The organism is Synergistaceae bacterium (assembly GCA_017443945.1).
GTDB lineage: Bacteria > Synergistota > Synergistia > Synergistales > Aminobacteriaceae > JAFUXM01.
Window position 1 is genome coordinate 1 of the sequence record JAFSXS010000083.1, and the last position, 2,116, is coordinate 2,116.

Here is a 2,116-nt window from a genome sequence, read left to right on the forward strand (position 1 = left end):
CAAGGCGCAAAAATGTCTTGTAACTGAACACGGCGACTCAGGACTTGTTAATAAACTCGATAATTATATTTCGCGCGGAGATTTCATTAAAGCAATTTGTGAAGCACTCCCGAAAATTTCAGAAGCTCCCAAACTTGCACGATATAGAGTCCCATTCAAAACCGGTAATCATAGAAATTCCGAATACGTAAATATGCTTGCAAAATTAGGGATTCTCGACGTTTACAGGAACGATCGCGAATTTCGTTACGGCCGTCCCGTTACAAAATCTGAAGCAGCAGACATAATCGTTAAAACCTGTATAATTATTTCCGGGCTTGATTGATTATAATATTGTCCGATAATTACAGAAAAAGGAGTCAGCACAATGAGAATAAATCATAATTTACCGGCGTTACATGCAATAGATATACTCGCAAAGAATAATGACGCGCTGCAAAAATCTATGGAAGCACTATCAAGCGGCTTGCGTGTAAATCTTGCGTCCGATGATGCGTCAGGACTCGCGATAAGTGAAAAAATGAGATCACAAATTGCGGGACTTGATGTCGCTATACGTAATTCTCAAGACGGGATCTCTATGCTCAGAACGGCAGAAGGTGCTTTATCCGACGCTGACTCGTTTCTGCAAAGAATGCGCGAATTATCAATACAGGCCTCTAACGATACTCTCACGGCGCAGGACAGAAATTTTATTCAGGAAGAAATAAACGAGTTACGCTCGCAAATAAATTTAATCTCCGAGACAACGCACTTCAACAAGCGCAAATTACTTGACGGCAGCACGGGGATTTTATGGTCAAGCGATAATTTGAATCTCAAGGCAATATTAACCGGCGACTCAGACGTTACACCGGCCGAGAAAAATTACAGGATAGAAATTACTTCAACGCCGGGAAAATCTCAAGTCGTGAAGAGTAACATAATTTCAGGAATCTACACGGGAGAATTTATTGACGAAATAACTTATGACGATGACGGCGAAGAAGATGAAATTTTGCGTGTCATTGCAGAAAATGAGAACACTTTACGCGAGATTTCAAATTTTTATAATTCCGACGGTACATTTATATTTGAGCAGCCACAACAATTAACGATCACTCAAGGCGACGGCAAAAGCGCAGGAGTAATGCTCTACGGAAATGACACAGTAAGAGACGCAGTAAAGAAAATTAATGACGCAATCGCAAATAAACTCGGCCAGGCAAATTATACAAATGACGCTTTTCACTTCGCGGCAATTTCAGACGGCACCGCAAACACTTCCGAGTCAGTAAATACGCGCGAGTCAATTTATGACGAAAACGGCAATATTACAGGTTACAGCGTAAATGCTTCAATTGTGATACGTTCAGCCATAGCAGGTAAAACAGGAGAATTATATTTCACCGGAGACGAAAATTTAATGCGTGCACTTGGACTCAATACGATTCAGAATGCAAGCGATAATATTCATCATGTTTCAATATATGACGCTCACACGGACGAGGCAATTATAAAAAATTCAAAAGTTACCGGCAATCGCATGAGGGGCGCAATAACTTCAAATCTTGACATAGAATTTGCACCTAACGCCGGTTTACAATCTGTATGGAATGAATCATCAAAGCAATATAATTTAACAAGTGCCGGTAAATATTCCGCAAAACTTCATGTAACTGATAACAGCTTATATTTTCAGACGGGAACGAATCAAGACGAAAAAATTTCTATACAATTCGGTAATATGTCAGCAGATTCGCTCGGACTCAGTGCTGTAAATGTCTTGACCCGCGAGTCTGCAATGCGTTCAACGGGAATAATAGACTCAGCCATTGACAAAATAGTTAAAGAACGCACAAAAATTGTATCTTATGAACAGGCACTTGAGAACACTTTATCAAGCCTCGCAGTATCAAGCACAAATCTTGTAGACACTAACAGCAGATTAACTGACGCTGATATGGCAAAATCTGTGCTGCGTTATATGGAATTCCAAATTTTGAGTCAGTCAGAGACGGCAATAATAATACAAGCAAATCAGAATCCGCAGTCAGTGTTGAATTTACTTGATTTCGGGAGCATGAACACTAACAACGAATAAATAATTATGTCTCCATCCCGCTAACCCCCACCC

The 2,116-nt window shown here is 40.3% G+C and carries 2 protein-coding genes; both read left to right on the forward strand.

The features are described from left to right. On the forward strand, positions 1 to 325 hold a 325-nt coding region (locus IJT21_08595; protein MBQ7578308.1), incomplete at its 5' end, for a hypothetical protein. 42 nt (positions 326 to 367) lie between these two features. After that, positions 368 to 2,083 (forward strand): hypothetical protein, encoded by a 1,716-nt coding sequence (locus IJT21_08600; GenBank protein MBQ7578309.1) that lies wholly within the window; start codon positions 368 to 370, stop codon positions 2,081 to 2,083. Positions 2,084 to 2,116: the final 33 nt, after the last annotated feature.